This window comes from Mesorhizobium sp. ES1-6 (assembly GCF_020164775.1).
Lineage (GTDB): Bacteria > Pseudomonadota > Alphaproteobacteria > Rhizobiales > Rhizobiaceae > Mesorhizobium.
The window spans coordinates 175456-192144 of record NZ_JAIUGU010000011.1 but is presented as its reverse complement, the minus strand read 5'-3'; the positions used below and the strand labels follow the sequence as shown (position 1 = coordinate 192144).

Below are 16689 nucleotides of genomic sequence, written 5' to 3'. Positions count from 1 at the left end.
CGGAAATATCCAGTTGGAGGAGTCCCACCGGCCAGTTGATTGGAGATGGCCCTTGCCCGCTGAAATCAGCCGAGAAGGTTGCGCGCCGTGCGCATGAAGATTTTCGAGCCGATCGGGATCAGGTCGTCGGGAAAGTCGTAGTCGGGATTGTGCAGGGCGGGGTGGCGTTCGCCGGCGCCGAGGAAGAACATCGCCGACGAGGCGCTGTGGCCGAACAGGCCGAAATCTTCCGAGGCGCGCATCGGCAAGGCTTCCTCGCCATGCGCGACGGCTTCTTCATCGAGAGCGCGCCGCAGATGTTCGACCGCGTCGGGCGCGTTGACGCTGGCGACGAAGATCTCGTGATAGTCCCAACTGGCCGCGAGGCCGTGGCGGCCAGCAATCTCCCTGACCAGCGCCTCGGCGGCGGCACAGAGGTCGGCCATGCGCTCGTCGCGGCGGGTGCGCAGCGTCGCCCAGACCTCGGCATGGGCGGGGGCGATGCCGAACACGGCTTCGCCCATCTCGGCGTGGGTAACCGTGACCATGGCGAAATCATCGTCGGCGAAGGTCGCGCGGCCGAGCGCGGGCAGCGCCGGCATCAGTTCGGAAATCGCCTTCATCGGCGAAATGCCGGTCTCGGGCATGGAGGAGTGCGCGGTCTTGCCTTCCAGCACGATACGCATGCCGCGCGAGGCGCAGTTGACCACGCCGGGCTTGAGCCTGACCTCGCCGAACGGCACGCCGGGCAGATTGTGCAGCGAGAAGGCGAAATCGGGCGCGATCTCGCCGAAGCGCGGATCGGCGACCACGCCGGCCGCGCCATTGCCGGTTTCCTCGGCCGGCTGAAACATCAAGACGACGCGGCCGCTGGCTGGCCGCGCGCGGCCGAACTGGCGGCCAAGCGACGCCAGGATCGCGGTGTGCCCGTCATGGCCGCACATATGCGATTTGCCCGGCACTTGCGAGGCGTGCGGCACGCCGGACAGTTCCTCGATCGGCAGCGCATCGAGTTCGGAGCGAAACAGGACGGTTGGTCCGTTTTTGCCGCTGTCATAGACCGCCGCGACGCCGTGTCCGCCGAGGCCGGTCAGCACCTTGTCCGGCCCGGTGTCGGCGAGGAAGGCGACCACCGCTTGCGCCGTCTTCTCCTCCTCGTTGGAGATTTCCGGCCGCCGGTGCAGGGCGCGCCGCCACTCGGTCAGTTCGACGATGTCGCGATTGGTCAGGGTCATGGTCTTTCGCCTCCGCTGCGCTCACGAATTGCTATCGGCAAACCGCCGTGCCGGCCACGGTCCAACTCCGGAGCTTCGGCGGGCCAGGGCGGCATCCAGTCCCCAAACGCGCAAGTCTGGCTGACGCTCCCCTTTGGCGTGTTGCCCTTCAGGTGGATCGCATTTTGCCGCACCTGGCCCAATCGCCTCGGCCCACGAACCGGATGGTCATTATGAGACGATTGTTTATAACGGTCGCTGAAATCGCCATACCAAGGGGAGACGATGCGCTACATACGTCCGCTTTCAATCGAAGACGCCGTCGGCCAACTGGCCGGATCTGCCGGCCCGGCCGCAATCCTTGCCGGAGGCAGTGACCTGCTGGTGAGGATGAAGGGCGGCTTTGTCGAACCCGAACTGATCATCGACATCAAGGGGATCACGGGCCTGTCCGAAATCCGGGCAACCGCCGACGGTTTCAGCATCGGCGCCGCCGTGCCTTGCGCCGTGCTGGGCGAGAACGCTGCCTTGAAGAAGGCCTGGCCAGGCGTGGTCGAGGCGGCCAAGCTGATCGGCTCGAAGCAGGTGCAGGGACGCTGCACCATCGTTGGCAATCTGTGCAACGCCTCGCCGGCGGCCGACAGCGTGCCGGCGCTGGTGGCGGCGGGCGCCAGGGCGGTGGTCGTCGGCCCGGCGGGCAAGCGCACCATTGCCGTCGAGACCGTGCCGACCGCACCGGGGCGGACATCGCTTGCCAAGGGCGAGATCATCGAGGCGATCCTGCTCGGCAGCCAAGCGCCGCGCTCTGCCGATGCGTATCTCAGGTTCATTCCGCGCACCGAAATGGACATCGCCGTGGTCAGCGCCGGCGTCAACCTGACGCTCGACGAAGCGGGCGTCGTGACGGCGGCCCGCGTGGCGATCGGCGCCGCCGCGCCGACCGTGCTTTTGGTCGAAGAAGCGGCCGAGGCCCTGATCGGCCGCAAGCTCGACGAGGCAGCACTGGAGCGGCTGGCCAAGGTCTGTTCCGGGGCCTGCCGCCCGATCGACGACAAAAGAGGCACAATCGAATTCAGACGCAAGGTTGCGGGCGTGCTGGCCAGGCGGGCCGCACAGACCGCCTATGCACGTGCAGGAGGCAAATGATGGCTGGTGTAGCGGTTTCAACCACAATCAACGGCGACGCGGTCGAATATCTCTGCCAGCCCGACGAGCCCTTGCTCGACGTGCTGCGCGACCGGCTCGGGCTGACCGGCGCCAAGGAAGGCTGCGGCACCGGCGACTGCGGCGCCTGCTCGATCATCCTCGACGACCGGCTGGTCTGTTCGTGCCTGGTGCTGGGCGCGGAAGCCGAAGGCCGCCGCATCGAGACCGTCGAGGGCATGGCGCATGGCGACAGGCTGCACCCGCTGCAGCAGAAATTCCTCGAGCATGCCGCGCTGCAATGCGGCATCTGCACGCCGGGCTTCCTGATCGCGGCCAAGGACCTGCTGGCGAAAAACCCCGACCCGACCGAAGAGGAAATCCGCTTCGGGCTGGCGGGGAATCTCTGCCGCTGCACCGGCTATGACAAGATCGTGCGCGCAGTCCAGGATGCGGCAATCGTGATGAAGGGAGCGTGAGCATGAATTTCGATCCACGTTTTTCCGGCCGTAAATTCGCTTCCGTCGGCACGCGCCCGATCCGTCCCGACGGCGTCGACAAGGTGACCGGCCGCGCCCGCTATGGCGCCGACTTCAACATGGCCGGCCAGCTGGTCGGCCGCGTGCTGCGGAGCCCGCACGCGCATGCGAAAATCCGCAAGATCGACACGTCCAAGGCGGAAGCGCTTTCGGGCGTCAAGGCGGTGATCACCGCCGCCGACCTGCCTGACCTCACCGATGGCGATGCCGCCATGTACGACATCCTCGACAATTGCATGGCGCGCACCAAAGCGCTCTATGACGGCCACGCGGTGGCCGCGGTCGCGGCGATCGACGCCCGCACGGCCAGGCAGGCGCTGAAGCTGATCGAGGTCGACTACGAGGTGCTGCCGCATGTCACCGATGTCGACGAGGCGATGGGGCACCACGCCCCGCTGATCAACGACACGATCTTCACCGAGGGGCTGGAGCAAAAGCCGGCAAAACCGTCCAACGTCACCAAGCGCTCGCAGTTCGGCCATGGCGACGTGCATCAGGGTTTTGGGGCAGCCGATTTCATCGTCGAGCGCTCGTTCAAGACCGAGCAGACGCACCAGGGCTATATCGAGCCGCATGCCTGCGTGGCCAATGTCAGCACCGACGGCACGGCGGAGCTGTGGGTCTGCACGCAGGGCCATTTCGTCTACCGCCAGCATTGCGCGCAACTGCTTGGCATGGAAGCCTCGAAGCTGCGCGTCACCTCGTCCGAGATCGGCGGCGGTTTCGGCGGCAAGACCCATGTCTGGGCCGAGCCGGTGGCGCTGGCCCTGTCGCGCAAGGCCGGCCGGCCGGTGAAGCTGGTGATGACCCGCGACGAGGTCTTTCGCGCCTCGGGACCGACCAGCGCCACCTCGATCGACGTCAAGATCGGCGCGCGCAAGGATGGCACCATCACGGCGGCCGAAGCGACGCTGCGCTATTCCGCCGGCCCCTATGCCGGCTCCTGGGCCGAGATCGGCGCCATGACGGCGTTCGCCTGCTACAAGCTCGATAACGTCAAGACCGTCGGCTACGAAGTGCTGGTCAACCGGCCGAAGACCGCCGCCTATCGCGCGCCGTCGGCGCCGATGGCGGCCTTCGCGGTGGAAAGTGCGGTCGACGAACTCGCCAAGGAGATCGGCATGGATCCGGTCGAGTTCCGCATCAGGAACGCCGCCCAGGAAGGCACACGCTCCTCCTACGGCCCGGTCTATGGACCGATCGGCATCGGCCCGACGCTGGAAGCGGTGAAGAACCATGCGCACATGAAGGCGCCGCTCAAGGCAAACCAGGGACGCGGCATGGCCTGCGGCTTCTGGTTCAATTTCGGCGGCCAGACCTGCGTCGACCTGAACATCGGCATGGACGGCTCGGTGTCGCTCGCCGTGGGCACCGTCGATGTCGGCGGTTCCCGCGCCTCGCTGTCGCTGGTGGCGGCGGAGGAGCTCGGCATCGACTATGCCCAGCTCAAGGCCGTTGTCGCCGACACGTCGAGCCTCGGCTATAACGACATGACCGACGGCAGCCGGGGCACCTTCTCGTCCTCGATGGCGACGATCTCGGCCGCCCGCAACGCGATCAAGATCCTGCGCGAGCGCGCCGCGCAGATGTGGGATATCTCCGTCGACGACGTCGTCTGGGAACAGGGCCATGCGGTCGCCAAGGGCGAGAAGCACGGCAATCTCGGCAAGCTGTCGCTGAAGGAGATCGCGGCCAAATCCGGCACCACCGGCGGGCCGATCGCCGGCCATAGCGAGCTCGTCGCCGACGGCGCCGGCGTGTCCTTCGCCACCCATATATGCGACGTCGAGGTCGACCCCGAGACGGGCGCGACCAGGGTGATCCGCTACACGGTGGTGCAGGATGCCGGCAAGGCGGTGCACCCGACCTATGTCGAGGGCCAGTATCAGGGCGGTGCCGCGCAAGGCATCGGCTGGGCGCTCAACGAGGAGTATATATACGGCAAGGACGGTCGGCTGCAGAACGCCGGCTTCCTCGACTACCGCATCCCGGTCTGCTCCGACCTGCCGATGATCGACACGCAGATCCTGGAAATCCCCAACCCCAACCACCCCTATGGCGTGCGCGGCGTCGGCGAAACCTCGATCGTGCCGCCGCTGGCGGCGATCGCCAACGCGGTGTCGAACGCGGCCGGCGTGCGCATGACTCACATCCCGATGTCGCCGCCGCGCATTCTCGCGGCGATCGAGGCGGAACGGGAAGGGTAGAGGGCGAAAGCTAGGGATAAGGTGTGTTGAGATTCAGGTCAGGCCGAGCCGAAAGTGGCGGGTTCCGAGAACCGGAGCGGAGCGTATTTAAGTACGTGAGCTCAGTTCTACTGCGACGCAGTAGAACGGGGAAGCGCGGGAAGCTGCCATTTGCAGGCCGGCCTCACCTGAATATCGGCACACCGAAGCGCTGATGGTCGAAGTCACCCTCTGGGGCGCGCTCAGCCAAGTCGCCGGAGGCAAGAGCAAGGTCGAGGTCGAGGCCAAGGACATAAGGGAGCTGTTCAGGAAACTCGCTGAACAGTATCCCGGCCTGGAACCATGGATCGACCGCGGCATAGCGGTGGCGATCGACGGGGTGATCTATCGGGATACGTGGTCGAAGACGCTGCCGCCGGGGGCGGAGATATTTTTGCTGCCGAGATTGGCGGGGGGGTAGTGGGGCGCGCAAGGCATCAGGCCCCGTCAACGCCCTCTCAGTCGTCATTGCTGAATTTTTGGACGAGGATATTCAACCGAAGCTCGGCGCCCGCCGTCGGGATGCGTTCGGATTGCATGAGGACGGCCATTCCATGCAAGGCGCTCCATAGCACTTCGGCCAGAAATACCGGCTCTTGCCGATTTGGCCCAAGTGCGGCGACCAACGCGTCGAAGGCGGCACGAAGGGCTGTCGGCGTTTCCTCGCTGGCGAACTTGATCATCGTCGGCAAGACGAACATCGCCTCGTAGACGACCGGCCGCGAGCGGGCAAAATCGAGATAGGCGGCACACACGCTGCGCAAAACGTCCGGAGCGCCGGTGTCGTTCGCCGTTTTCAATCGCGTTGCAAGTTCCTCGAACCCTCTCTTGGCCACCGCGGCCATGATGTCGGCCTTTCCCTTGAAGTGGCTGTAGAGAACCGGCTGGCTATAATTGATCAGCTCCGCAAGACGGCGCGTGGTGACAGCGTCCCAGCCGTCGGCTTCCGCCAACTCGCGCGCCGCCGCCAGGATCAGTTCATAGCGCTCAGCGCGCTGGCGCTCTTTGCGTTCCGCGATTGACATGGGCCAACCCTATCGGCGCTCAATTTTCTGTCAATGCTAGATTTCTGTTGACGCACAATCCTAGCAGCGCTAGCATATCTGCAACTGACAGGAGTTTCTCATGCTACAAATCGGATATGGACTTTCCGGCCTGATAGCCGCCGCAATCATTTTCCTTGGCGCGCGCTTCTGGTTGGCGCCGGGCACCGCGGCGGCGGGCTTTGGCATCGCCGGTTCACCGCCGCCATCGGCCGGATTCACCGCATGGCTATCAGTGAAGGGCACGCGCGATATCGCGTCGGGCCCTTTTGTCATCCTGCTGATGGCCAACAGCACGCCGCGCCTGCTCGGCGAATTCCTGCTCCTGGCCAGCCTCATCGCGTTTGGCGACATGGCGACCGTCCTTCGGTCGCGCGGAAGCAGGGCGCTGGCCTTTGGCATGCATGGCCTGACGGGGCTGGTCATTGTCGCAGCCGGCGTCTGCCTCATCGTCGGCGCAAAGTGAAAACCGCGCCCAAACCGGCGCGGCGCCACCTGCTGGCCAACCGTCGTAAGCCCACTACCTCCTGCTGTTGAGCTCGCGGTTCAGCGCGGTCATGTCCTCGGTGCTGGGGAAGGCGGCGCCGAGCCTGGCCATGAGATCCCTGAGGTTGCGCGGTGCGCTGGCCTTGTCCGCCGCCGCCAGCGCGTCGCGCAGAGCACCCGCCGGCAGGGACGTGCAATAGGCCGGCGTGCCCGGCTGCAGGCGCCATGAGTCGGCAAGGTCTCCGGCGTCGACCGGGTCGAAGCCGGTTTCGTCCACCAGCCGCGACGCAACGGCCTTGGCGGCCGCGTCATCGCCGGCAATTGGAATGGCGATCCGGTCGGCCGCGCCGCGCGGTTTTGCGGCGTCGGCCAGCACGCCGGCCAGAATGGCGTTGAAGGCCTTCACCACCGGGCGGCCGAATTGGGCGCTCGACCAGACGCTCTCGGGCACGCCATTGTCCACTTCGGCGATGTTGCCGTCGCGCAGGGGATAGTAGTTCGAGGTATCGATGACGACGACGTTCGCCGGCACACCGGCGAACAGCGGGGCGAGTTCAGGGTTTTTGCCAAACGGGATGGACACGACGACGACGTCGACGTCCTTCACCGCTTCGGTCGGGGTGACGGGTTGCGCGCCAACCGTCCCGGCCAGGTCGCGCAGCTTGTCGGGGCTCCTGGTCGCGGCGAGCTTGACCGTGTGGCCGTTCGCCGAAAATTTCCGCGCCAGCGTTGCGCCGATATTGCCCGCGCCGATGATGCCGATCTTCATGTTTCTTCCCTTCAAATCGTTCGATGCCGCGGGCGACGATGGGTCGGACGCCGATCGCGGACGGGCGGCGGCAACGCCACCATGTCCACAACTATCCGTCATGAACCTGGCGTCAATCAGGCACCTGGAGGTGCGCTGGTAGGGCTCGGGATATCGCCAAGCCCGTGGTCGCATCAGCACCTGGCAAGACACAGGACCGGATTGTCGCGGGGGTCAGGCGGCCGATTTGAGCCGCGAAACGTCAATCGGCGTCATGGCGCCGGCGGAGGCGTCGAAGAGCTGGCGGGCGGCATCGACCTCGGCCATGTTGGCGAGCGTCCACTGATAGAGTGCCCGAAACGGCTCATGCAATGTGTGGCCAAGGGGCGTGATCTGGTACTGCACCGCCACCGGCGACAGCGACAGCACCTGCCTGGAGATCAGGCCGTTGCGCTCGAGGCGGCGCAGGCACTGCGTGAGCGCCTTTTGGGTCACGCCCTCCAGGCGGCGCCGGATGCCGTTGAACCGGTGCGGTCCGTCCTCCAGCACGGTCAGCACCATCATCGACCACTTGTCGGCGATCTGGTCGAACAGCACGCGGCTCGGGCAGTCCGACGAGAAGCATTTCGGATCCAGACTGGGCATTGCGGTTTCCTTCGATAGACCTGGGCGATTTAAAGTGCCTAATTGACGTCAGGTCTACGTTTTATACCTATGCGGCATCGATCACAACGGAGTTTTGATTAATGTCGCACGCAGATACCAGCACCCTGTTCCGTCCCTTCGCCATCGGGTCGCTCAAACTGAAGAACCGCATCGTCATGGCGCCGATGACGCGGCTGTTCGCGCCCGACGGCGTGCCCGGCGCGGCGAACGTGGCCTATTACCGGCGCCGGGCGGAAGGACAGGTCGGGCTGATCCTGTCGGAAGGAACGGTCGTCGATCGCCCCGCCTCGCGCAATGATGGCGGCATTCCGCTGTTCCACGGCGAGGCGGCGCTGGCGGGATGGAAGGACATCATCGACGCCGTCCACCAGGCCGGCGGGCGCATGGCGCCGCAGCTCTGGCATACCGGTTCCACCCGCTACCTCAATGGCTGGGAGCCGGACGCGCCGGTCGAGAGCCCGTCCGGGCTGATCGGGCCGGATCAGCCGCGCGGCGTCGCGATGACCGAGGAGGACATCGCCGATACCGTGGCGGCCTTCGCCAAGGCGGCCGCCGACGCCAGGCGGCTCGGCTTCGATACGGTCGAGCTGCACGGCGCGCATGGCTACCTGGTCGACCAGTTCTTCTGGGCGGGCACCAACCTGCGCACCGACCGTTACAACGGCCCGACGATCAAGGAGCGGTCGCGCTTCGCCGGCGAGATCGTCGCCGCCGTCCGCGCCGCGGTCGGCCCCGATTTCCCGATCATCATGCGGTTCAGCCAGTGGAAGCAGCAGGACCTCGCCGTGAAGCTCGCCGAAACGCCGGCGGTCATGGAGGACTGGCTGCTGCCGATGGTGGAAGCCGGTGTCGACATCGTGCACTGCTCGCAGCGCCGCTTCTGGGAGCCGGAATTCCCCGAGATCGATGGCGAGAACGGCCTCAACTTCGCCGGCTGGGCCAAGAAGGTGACCGGCGCCGCGACGATCAGCGTTGGATCGGTCGGCCTCGAAAAGGACTTCGCCACCGCCTTTGCCGGCGAGGGATCGACCCCGGCAAGCCTCGACCGCCTGATCGAGCGGATGGAGCGCGACGAGTTCGACCTGATCGCCGTCGGCCGCGCCATTCTCAGCGACCCGCACTGGGTGGCAAAGGTCGAGGGCGGCCAGTACGATGCGCTGAACGGCTTCGAAGCAGCGGCCCTGGCCGAATTGGTGTGATGACGGCGGGCGGGCGAGGGCATTTGCGTGCCGCGCCCGCCTGCTGATTTTTGCTGGATCGTGGGGCTGTTTCGATTAGCGCGCGCTTGCTTGCGGGGAGGGCGGCGGTGGTGCCTTAAAGCATCGGTCGCGGCAGGGCCGTCTGGCCGACGAGCACTGCATCCTTTCGGCGGGCGTTTCGGAACTGGAAGGGTAGGACGATGCTCCGGCGCGCGATGGTCGAAGTGACGCTCTGGGGCGCTTGGCCAGGTCGCCGGAGGCAAGAGCAAGGCTGAGGCCAAGGACATAGGGAAGCTGCTCGGGAAACTAGCTGAACAGTATCCCGGATTCGAGCCATGGATCGACAGGGGACTGCGGTGGCGATCGATGGACGATTTATCGGAACGTGGTCGAAGACGATGCCAGTGGTGCCATTTACAACCTGATGACAGTCTGCGCGAATAAGGAACGGCGGATCGACTGACAGTAGCAGCCTGTCGGCGTACACGCTGAAATTGGGGTCTATAGGGTGCTGCAAACCCGAAACTGCAGAAAAATGACGAAAAATGCTGAGAGGTGGGTTAGACTAATCCCCCACGGTAGGTTATGGTTCTAACCGAGGTCGGGCACAGAACGTAACCACCAAGCAGCGTGATCCATTCAACGGAACTGCCGCATAGCCGAAACACGTATAGGCACCTCGGGTAGAATATTGCCCTACCTCTATGCGGCGCCCCCATTGCGCAAAGCCGCACGACGCCCTTATGTCTCGCATCAGTTCAACGTTTTGCGAGATCGATAATGAGCACTGCAAAGAACACCATCGTCCCTTTCCCTACAAAGGCGGCCGATGACGCGCCGAACAATTTTGAGAAGATCTGGGGCAAGAAGGTCAAAGCTCATGGCTATGCTGCCATCCCGACCATCCTCATCAGGTCACAGCATAGGCTCGGCATCAACAGCACGCAGTTCTGCCTGTTGATGCACCTCCTTGACCTGTACTGGTCGCGGGATCGGCCTCCCTTCCCTACTAAGCAGCAGTTAGCCGACCGCATCGGCATAAAGATGTCGAGCATCAAGCCCAACATGAAGGCGTTGGAGAAGGCGGGCCTCATCCACAGGGAACAGCACAAGACTTCGGCAGGGGACTGGGGCGCCAACACCTATCATCTCGACGGGCTCATCGCGAAGATCCAAGCTATTGAACCGGAGTTCGCGGAGGAGAAGAAGAAGCGAGTGGCCGAGAGGAAGCGGGTCGAGACGCCCAAGGGTAAGCGACCGAAGGATAAGGGGTAGGGAACAGGCCTACCCCAGAAAAGAGTTACCCCGGCCGCATGCCTAGGGCAGAGACGGTACCGGGGTTTACTAGGTCAATATACGGTAGGGTGGGGGAGAAATCAACCCCATAGTGACATGGACACCAAGGACTACACATACACAGGTATTGAGGACACCCTCTCGGTGGACAGATTCGGTACCTATCTAGGGTGGGCTGGGGGCAACCGCAATAGGGCGGTAGAACTCTACACCCTCAATGCGGTTCTGTCCGAGAGCCTCTACACCCCCCTGCACATGCTCGAAGTGGCCCTGCGCAACCGCATCCATCAGGTCATGAGCAAGGTTTATGGCGAGGCATGGTTCGACATGCCAGAGCACCAGCTCAATGGTGTGCAGCCCGACATGCTTGAAAAGGCCCGCGTCGACCTCAAGGAGAAGGGCAAGGACGAGACCCCGGGCCGAATCGTGGCCTCCCTTACCTTCGGCTATTGGACCGCCATGCTGGGAAAGGAATATGAGAATCTGTGGCAGATCACCCTGAAGGACATCGCCAGACGCGAGGACGGCAAGGGGCTTCGCCGTAAGGACTTTACCAAGTCACTCGGTGCCATCCGGACATTGCGCAACCGTTTGGCCCACCATGAGACGGTCCTGCATTGGGACCTGCCGAAACATTATCGTAACATCATCCAGCTGATCACTTGGCTGTCGCCGGTCGCGGCCGAGTGGTGCACGAGTTGCAGCCGCTTCGACGCCCTGTACCCCAAAGATGGCATTCCGCTAGTCTCGCTTAAAGCGGAGTGACTTGCCCACATAACGCGAATCCGAATGTCGCCGTTTCTGCGCAGTGCCTATGCCGCTCGAAAGAAGCTTCTTCCGGTGTCGTAGCTTTCCGCTTGGCCGAGACGGACCAATGACTGCAGAACGTCTCGTACTTCGGTAAGGGTCCTTTCCGGTGATGCAAACGTCGCAGCTATTTCTTCGGCCGATAGAGGCTCCTTCGCCCGCTCCATGATTTCTAGCACGGCCTGAGCTTGCTCCAGACGCGCGGATGGGAAGACTGTCTTTCTGCTCTTCACTTTGGTGGAAAGGATCGCTTGGATGCGGTCGCTACGGTGTGCCAGCGGGCCAATCTTTTCGATCTGATACTCGGGGCGCAGCCACTTGATGAAGCCGCGGCGCTCTTCGGCCGCGCGGACCTCGTTCAGCCGGACAAGGCCACCAAGCATTTGCTCGACGTCAATATCTGCCGGCCAGCCATAGGATTTCAGAACGGCGGAATCGAGTCGGTTGTGAAGTTCCCGCAGTATCAGGACACGGCCGCGGCTTCGGATATCCTGCTCCTTACGAGAGAGATAGTGCGTACCCGCCACGACGGATTCGAGAACATTATAAAGCGCGGTCAGCGTTATGTCGGGATGCTCCGCAAGCACCCGTTTGCGTGTTTCGTCAAGTTCCTCTGCAATCGCTCCAATCTCGGCGCGGGCGGAAGCGTTGGCATCAGGAAAAGGGAAGGGATCGAAGCACTTGGATTTCACATAAACTGGATCGTTTCCAACCCCCAACCTGCCACCCGCCGCCAGTGACCAGTTCACATGAACGCACGATGAAAGTACGCCGAGAGCGAAAGCGTCATCGAGTGCTATAACGACAAGTTTGTTATCTGGAAGCACTTGGCGGTCGATGAACTGGAATATCCGATGCTTCATCGTTTCGACTGTCGCGATGTACCGGGACAATCCTTCGATTGCTGGTCGCAGTTCCCTTCGGGGCTCACCGAACCACCACCATTTGTCTCGGTAAGACGCCCGGTTATTTTTGTCCCGCTCCAGCTTCACAGTGTCCAAGAGGTGCTGGTATATCTCGGGAAAATCGCGTCGAACCTCGTCCGAGGAAGTCCCAAACAGATCGATCACCATCACTCCGCGCGGCCGCGATGTCAGATCCTTGCCATTCCGATATTCACGGACATGTTTATCTAGACCCTGTCGCATTCCAACACCGAGTCGAACGGCCACCTCTTTCGAGACGATGAAACCGCTGCCCATCAATTGAACCCCTCGATAGCCTATAGCGCTGTTGCTAACGAGGTCCTTGACCTTGTCCGTGTTTGCTCCAATCGACAAGTCCGCGTTGATTCTACCCTTGCGTTCAACGAACTCGATCATTGGTTCGTCAGTGTCTAGACCTTCCTCCCGCGTCAACAGGCGCATCACACCATCCCGCTCGCCAGCTTCGGCTACGGTCATCGCAATTCTCACCGCAGCGGCGTCCTTCGACGCTCTGGTCCATGGATGATCCGGAACGGCGAGCACAATCGAAACCGGAGAAGTGCCCGACAGGTGTCTCTCAAGGACTCGCCGCTGAAATACCTGTGTTATGGAGTTCGTCGTGACGAAGCCGAAGCGACGTAGTCGAGTTCCCTTCCTCACGAGCAGCTCAGCTGCACGGTCCCACCAGTACATAACGAAATCCGCTGCAGGATTCATTTGCGGATTGGCGTCCCATAAGGCTTCGGCGTAGCCGGTTCCGAGGCGCCCGCGAATGTCCTTTCCACCGATGAACGGGGGATTCCCAACGATAAAGTCTGCCTCCGGCCAGTCCGCGCTGATCGCATTCGGATAGGCGTAGGTCTCGTTGCCTTGAGTGTCGCTCACGGGCTTTCCTACCGCGTCGCGTTGTAGCTGCGGATGCGGATAGCCTGACCAAGTGAGGAGGGCATCCTTCGCGTGGACATGGTCACTGCTCCCCAAGACTGGCTCGGGGGGTACGGTAGCGCGTGTGCGCAAGTGCCACTGGATGTATCCGATCCAAAGAACCAGTTCGGCGATTTCCACAGCTCGTTTGTTGAGCTCCATGCCGAAGAACTGCTCCGGCTTTACCGAGATATTCTCAACCCTTGCGACTGCCTCATCGCCTGCAATATCCTGCAATTGTTTGAGCGCTTCGCCCTCCAACTGCTTCATCCGTCGGAGGGCGACATAGAGGAAGTTCCCTGTGCCGCATGCCGGGTCGAGTACCCGCACCGAGGCTAGGTGGCGAAGGAAGTCTTCGATCTCGCGAATGGCCGCCGCCTTGGAACCATCGCGGAGTTCGCGCGCGGCAGCCGATTGATGACTGATCCAGTCTTTGGTCAGGAGTTCTATAATGGTCGCATCAACGACCCTTTCGACGTAGGCACGCGGCGTGTAGTGCGCTCCCAAGCGTTTTCTTTCATCGGGATCCAGCGCCTGCTCGAACAGGGTGCCGAATATAGCTGGCTCCAGATCACGCCAATCTGCATCCGACGCGTCGCGAAGCAGACGTATTTCCTCTTCCATGAGCGGAAGGGATGCAGCGTTCTTGAACAGCTTGCCGTTGAACCGAAGCAGCCTTTCGCCAATGCCAGGTGAATAGTCTCCGCGATCCATGTGACGCCAAAGGTCGTCAATTTCGAACGTAAACCTTGTGGGATCGTCGAGACACTTTGTCAGAAGCTCCGTGAAACCCTTCTTGCGAAGGAGGCCGACGTCCTCAACGAACATTGTGAAAAGGCAACGCATGAGGAAAACTGCGACACTGCGAGCTTCAAAGCCTCGCCCTTCAAGGGCCTTGGAGATTTCAGCGAGTCGCCCGGCAATCTCACGAGTGACTTTTGCCGTCTTTTTTGCCGGATCTAACGATTGAGGCTCTTGCCAGACGGTGCGGAGTAGATCTCGCGTCTCGGAATTTGCCAACTGGCTGAGTTCGATGCGGAACTGCCGCGCGTCGGGAAACTGCGCATAGTGGCGGCCGTGGCCGGAAAAATCGGCATAGAGTTCGATAGCGCGCCCGACATCGCATGCGATGATGAATGGCGGGTATGGGTGATCAGCAGGCAACGACGCGGCATACCGTTCTGCCTGCCGACGGGCCTGGACCATCACGTGATCAAGACCTGATGTGGCAGTGTCAAGACCGCTCTCTGTCTCGGCGAATAAGTCCGCCTGGCCTTCCGGCACCGCTTTCTTACCACCACGGAGACGGCTCTGCTTTGCTTCCAGAATGAAGCAACCACGTTTATAGAGGTCGATGCGTCCGGCTTCCGTTGTTCCGTCGGGACGCTTTCGCTCGACGCGACGTTCGAATACATAATCGTTGAAGTCGTGTGTAGCCAGAGCCGGATCAGGTCTTCTTACCTCAATGACGTCACAAAACTCTGCCAGGAAAAGCGAGTAATTGGCGCGCTCCTGACCGCCATCAAGATTTGACCATCGCCCGATGAAATCGGCGATGGATAACTCTCTATTAAGATTTTGCCCGTGTCCCACGTGCTATACTGGCATCGCGTGGTTATCAAAAATATAATACGCCCAGATACTATCGCTGCCGGCAATGCAACCGAGCTAGATTTAACCAATGCAGCTGTTATTCAACGAAGGACAACGGACCCCAAACCGGCCAGATAGAAAAGTCTCACGGCGGACTCAGATGCACTTCGATTTTGGCCGGCAGTTGCTTCGCACCCTAAACCCCCAGCAGCAGTTCGATCCAGATAGGGTCGACCAAGTGGTCGCGCTTGGGGTTGGTGGGATAGACGAGAATTTCCCCGGTGGTTCTGCGGGCGCAGCCATTCGGGCCGCTCGGTTTGCTCCGCCGAACCGAAAACCGTTTCGCGCTCCCTACGCCCCCGCCACCTTTGCCCGCTCATACGCCAGCGCCGCCACCGCCAAATCCCCAACCGCCAGCCCCCGAAAAACAAACGCCGTCGTCTCGCCCGCGTCATGCCGCCCCTCAAAATCCCCGCACACCAACCCCGTCAGATCCCCCACAACCAGTCCGGGATCAACCATAGGCTTGGCCATGTTTCTCTCCTGCTCCAGATCATCGACGATGACGCGGTCGAAGCGGGGCATCGTCTCGGGTAGCCAGGGCAGGGCCTGGTCGGTCATCACGGTGAAGCTTCCCGGCTTCAGCCAGTTCGCGTCGAGGAAGGGCGTGGGCCTGGGCACCAGGGGCACTGTCGTCACCACCATGTCGGCGCCTTCGATCGCGGCCTGTGCGCTGTCGCAGGGGATGGCTTGCAGGCCGCGCGAGCGCGCCATTTGGCAGAGCGCGTCGCGGTTGGCGGCGCCGCGGCCGAAGGCGCGGATTTCGCGCAAGGGGAAGAGGTCGGCGAAGGCCTCCAGATGTCCACGCGCTTGCACCCCGCAGCCGATGAAGGCCAGGGAGGATGCATCGCTTCTCGCCATGCGCCTTGCGGCGACGGCGCTCAAGGCGGCGGTGCGTTTCTCGGTCACCCAATTGCCGTCGACCAGGGCCAGCGGCAGGCCGGTTTCGGCGTCGAGCAGCGTGATCAGCGAGTTGAGCGTCGGCAGTCCGCGCCCGGCGTTGCGCGGATTGACGACCAGCGATTTCGTTGCCAGCACGGGCGGCGTGGACGCAACGCCGAGCGTCGCCATGATGTAGCGGTCGTCGCCCGGCTGCACGACCGCCTTCGGCGCGCACCAGACCTCGCCGCGCCGCTGGCCTGATATCTGGCGTTCGATCTCGTCGACCATGTCGACTGTCGAGATCGACAGGCGGTCGAGCAGCGCGGCTGACAGATAAGGCAAGGTTTCGGCGGCCAAGGGTTTCATCCTGTCATGGGATCATCAGACCCCGCGAGAGGGCCAAGCGGCGCGTCGCGGGCAGGGGCGGCTCACGCCTCCAGCGTGGGTTCGGTATTCACCTCCAGCGCCTCTTCCGCCTCGTCATCCTCGCCCAGCACCTCGCCATGCACGCCCAGCGCGCGGCCGATCCAGATCGGGTCGACCAGATGGTCGCGCTTGGGGTTGGTGGTGTTGGGGTGGATGAGGATGCTGAGGCCGCCATGGTTCAGCATCAGCCAGGGCACCAGCGTGGCGAAAATCTCGGTGGCGAAGGAGATCTGGTACATGGCCTGCTCGTGCGGGCCGACCGGCTCGTCGCGCCAATTGCCCAGGCGCACGCGAAAACGCTCGGCGATGCGCTGACGCAGCCATTCGGCATGCCGGCGCTGCGCCTCTCCGTCATGGTAGACATGGGCGTGGTAGCTGGCGATCTCTGCGAGCGGCCGGGGTTGCCCGGCCGGCGTTGAACTGGCTTTGCTCATCTCGATCCTCCCCGGGGTGACGCCCCGAGGGAACTTTAGCCGAAGCATGGACGGCTTGTCTGTAGTCAGCCAGCGCGTTTCCAGCAGGCGATGACATGG

The 16689-nt window shown here is 62.8% G+C and carries 15 protein-coding genes; 8 read left to right on the top strand and 7 right to left on the bottom strand.

Features of this window, described 5'->3' with window-relative positions; translation table 11 throughout:
• Positions 1–65 precede the first annotated feature (65 nt).
• Positions 66–1214 (bottom strand): amidohydrolase, encoded by a 1149-nt coding sequence (locus LB564_RS24410; RefSeq protein ID WP_224541641.1) that lies wholly within the window; start codon positions 1212–1214, stop codon positions 66–68.
• A 264-nt stretch (positions 1215–1478) separates the two neighbouring features.
• Between LB564_RS24410 and LB564_RS24405 the strand changes: the two genes are divergently transcribed.
• From LB564_RS24405 to LB564_RS24390, 4 genes are all read left to right on the top strand, one after another.
• Complete coding sequence (locus tag LB564_RS24405; RefSeq protein WP_224541640.1) at positions 1479–2339, top strand: FAD binding domain-containing protein; 861 nt, start codon at positions 1479–1481, stop codon at positions 2337–2339.
• On the top strand, positions 2339–2815 hold the full coding sequence (locus LB564_RS24400; protein ID WP_140710556.1) for a (2Fe-2S)-binding protein: 477 nt from the start codon (positions 2339–2341) through the stop codon (positions 2813–2815). Before LB564_RS24405 ends, LB564_RS24400 begins: the two co-directional genes overlap by 1 nt.
• 2 nt (positions 2816–2817) lie before the next feature.
• Complete coding sequence (locus tag LB564_RS24395; protein ID WP_224541638.1) at positions 2818–5082, top strand: xanthine dehydrogenase family protein molybdopterin-binding subunit; 2265 nt, start codon at positions 2818–2820, stop codon at positions 5080–5082.
• 193 nt (positions 5083–5275) lie between these two features.
• Positions 5276–5521 (top strand): MoaD/ThiS family protein, encoded by a 246-nt coding sequence (locus tag LB564_RS24390; RefSeq protein ID WP_224541636.1) that lies wholly within the window; start codon positions 5276–5278, stop codon positions 5519–5521.
• A 37-nt stretch (positions 5522–5558) separates the two neighbouring features.
• On the opposite strand, the gene LB564_RS24385 is transcribed toward LB564_RS24390, so the two are convergent.
• Positions 5559–6125, bottom strand: coding sequence for a TetR/AcrR family transcriptional regulator (locus LB564_RS24385; RefSeq protein WP_224541634.1), 567 nt, complete (start codon positions 6123–6125; stop codon positions 5559–5561).
• Positions 6126–6225: 100 nt separating this feature from the next.
• Between LB564_RS24385 and LB564_RS24380 the strand changes: the two genes are divergently transcribed.
• A complete protein-coding gene (locus tag LB564_RS24380; RefSeq protein WP_224541633.1) occupies positions 6226–6609 on the top strand; it encodes a DUF4267 domain-containing protein in 384 nt (127 codons plus the stop codon).
• A 54-nt stretch (positions 6610–6663) separates the two neighbouring features.
• Here LB564_RS24380 and LB564_RS24375 read toward each other — a convergent pair whose 3' ends face one another.
• Positions 6664–7500, bottom strand: coding sequence for an NADPH-dependent F420 reductase (locus LB564_RS24375; RefSeq protein WP_411961783.1), 837 nt, complete (start codon positions 7498–7500; stop codon positions 6664–6666).
• Between the two features lie 111 nt (positions 7501–7611).
• Positions 7612–8022, bottom strand: a complete 411-nt coding sequence (locus LB564_RS24370; protein ID WP_224541628.1) for a winged helix-turn-helix transcriptional regulator — start codon at positions 8020–8022, stop codon at positions 7612–7614.
• Between the two features lie 101 nt (positions 8023–8123).
• Between LB564_RS24370 and LB564_RS24365 the strand changes: the two genes are divergently transcribed.
• The 3 genes from LB564_RS24365 (at position 8124) to LB564_RS24355 (ending at position 11303) form a co-directional block, all read left to right on the top strand.
• Complete coding sequence (locus tag LB564_RS24365) at positions 8124–9242, top strand: NADH:flavin oxidoreductase (protein WP_224541626.1); 1119 nt, start codon at positions 8124–8126, stop codon at positions 9240–9242.
• Positions 9243–10022: 780 nt separating this feature from the next.
• On the top strand, positions 10023–10517 hold the full coding sequence (locus LB564_RS24360; protein ID WP_224541623.1) for a helix-turn-helix domain-containing protein: 495 nt from the start codon (positions 10023–10025) through the stop codon (positions 10515–10517).
• A gap of 117 nt (positions 10518–10634) precedes the next feature.
• Positions 10635–11303, top strand: coding sequence for an Abi family protein (locus LB564_RS24355; RefSeq protein ID WP_224541621.1), 669 nt, complete (start codon positions 10635–10637; stop codon positions 11301–11303).
• Between the two features lie 47 nt (positions 11304–11350).
• On the opposite strand, the gene LB564_RS24350 is transcribed toward LB564_RS24355, so the two are convergent.
• From LB564_RS24350 to LB564_RS24340, 3 genes are all read right to left on the bottom strand, one after another.
• Positions 11351–14788, bottom strand: coding sequence for a class I SAM-dependent DNA methyltransferase (locus LB564_RS24350; RefSeq protein ID WP_224541619.1), 3438 nt, complete (start codon positions 14786–14788; stop codon positions 11351–11353).
• 351 nt (positions 14789–15139) lie between these two features.
• Positions 15140–16087: an ornithine cyclodeaminase family protein gene (locus LB564_RS24345; protein ID WP_224541617.1), complete on the bottom strand. Its 948-nt coding sequence runs from the start codon at positions 16085–16087 to the stop codon at positions 15140–15142.
• Between the two features lie 71 nt (positions 16088–16158).
• Positions 16159–16590 carry a DOPA 4,5-dioxygenase family protein gene (locus tag LB564_RS24340; protein WP_224541615.1) on the bottom strand — a complete coding sequence of 144 codons (432 nt, stop codon included), beginning with the start codon at positions 16588–16590 and terminating at the stop codon, positions 16159–16161.
• Positions 16591–16689 lie beyond the last annotated feature (99 nt).